We start from the raw sequence: 1919 nt of genomic DNA on the forward strand, positions 1-1919 counted from the left end.
AAGGGGGTGTCTAGAAAGTCAGTGAAAACTGACTACTGGACACCCCCTTTTTATTGAATATTAAAAATATGCACAAAAAAACCGTCTTCTCCTGTAAAATGAAAGTTACCACACAAACATCTCAAGAAAGGGACGGTTTTTTATGCGTAATCTAACGACTACTGTAGAACATTATACCACTCAACTAACACTTCCTCTAGGGGATTGTGAAGAAATAGAAGCGTCGAAACGAAATCTAGCCCCTACTTTCAAGCCCTATGACAACAAGCAGGCGCAGATGATTCTGGATCTGGAGCTATTCATTCCTGATCACCATGTGGCGCGTGTCATTAATGAGATGGTCGAATCCATTCCAGATCAGCAACTGTTTGCTCATTATACAGGGGGAGGCCGCAGCTCCTACCATCCCAAAATGATGCTTAAGGTAATTCTCTTTGGCTACTCGCAAAAGGTCTACTCCTGCCGCGGGATCGAAAAGCTGCTGCGCGAAAATCTCCCGGCTATGTGGCTGGCTGCGATGCAGCAGCCGGACTTCCGTACCTTGAACGACTTTCGTGGAGTGCGTATGAAAACATTCATGGACGAGCTGTTTGAAACGATGATTCAAAAGCTCATCGCGGACAACTACATCACGATGGAGCAGTACTTTTTAGATGGCACGAAGATCGAAGCCGACGCTAACAAGTATTCGTTTGTGTGGAAAAAATCCACGCTGCGCTTCGAAGAAAAGCTGAAGGAGAAGGTGCAGGAGACCCTTGCGCATATTCATACGCTCACCCAGCAAGAAGCTGGCGAATACACAGCGGCAAATCCAGAGGAGCTTCCTGATCAGCTCGAAGAAACAGCCGCCATGCTGGAAGAAAAAGTGGAAACCTTAACTGAACAGATTGCTCAGACAAACGACAGCGAAGCGAGGAAAGCCTTGCGTAAAGAGCGCAGTGCCTGGAAGCAGCCGCTGAAACAGATTCGAGAGAACTTTCTTCCAAGACTCGCCAAATACGAGCAGCAGAAAGCTTGTTTTGGCGATCGTAACAGCTACTCTAAAACCGATCCAGATGCCACGTTTATGCGGATGAAGGAAGATCACATGAAAAATGGCCAACTGAAACCGGGATACAATGTGCAGATGGCCACGGAAAACCAGTTTATTTTGTTTTACAGCATCCACCAGCGACCTACCGATACGCGTTGCTTCATCCCTCATATGAAGCAGTTGGCGGCGTCTTCTTTGCCGATGCCTAAAACGGTGATTGCCGATGCGGGGTATGGCAGTGAAGAGAACTATTTGTATGCGATGGGAGAGGAAAAGGAGTCCCGATTTGATTTTCTCATTCCTTATGGCAACTACATGAAAGAGAAAACACGTCGTTACAAGAAGGACATTCGGCACGCTTCAAACTGGACGTACGAGGAGTTGGATGATCGATTCATTTGCCCGAATGGACGTTACGTTCGCTTCAAGAAATACCAAACGAAGAAAAACGCATCTGGTTTGGAGCAAAGCTTCAAAATGTATGAATGTGAAGATTGCAGCAACTGTCCCTTCAAGCCGGCATGCACCAAAGCAAAGGGGAACCGCCAGGTACACTGGAATACGGTTTGGGAAGAATTAAAAGCAAAGGCCAAAAAAGCCCTTGAGGATGACGAAAAGTCCGCCATCTATGCTCGGCGTAAAGTCGAGGTAGAGAGCGTATTCGGTCACATCAAGGGCAACCGTGCGTTCCGACGCTTCTCCTTGCGAGGACTAGGCAAGGTTCACACGGAGTTTGGGATTGTGGCTTTGGCCCACAATCTACTTAAAGTAGCAGGCATCCGCCTCGCTACTTTCTTGCAAAAGCAGGTAGAAAAAAGGTTGGACGGAAAACCTCACGGTTTCTCGCCCAACCTTTTTATTTTGGGGACTTATTGGACAGCCCCTT

The 1919-nt window shown here is 47.3% G+C and carries 1 protein-coding gene; it reads left to right on the top strand.

Features of this window, described 5'->3' with window-relative positions; all coding sequences use genetic code 11:
• Positions 1-142 precede the first annotated feature (142 nt).
• On the top strand, positions 143-1919 hold a 1777-nt coding region (locus tag V1L65_RS28545; RefSeq protein ID WP_331702750.1), incomplete at its 3' end, for an IS1182 family transposase.

The sequence above is a fragment of the Paenibacillus sp. IITD108 genome (assembly GCF_036541265.1).
Classification (GTDB): domain Bacteria; phylum Bacillota; class Bacilli; order Paenibacillales; family Paenibacillaceae; genus Pristimantibacillus.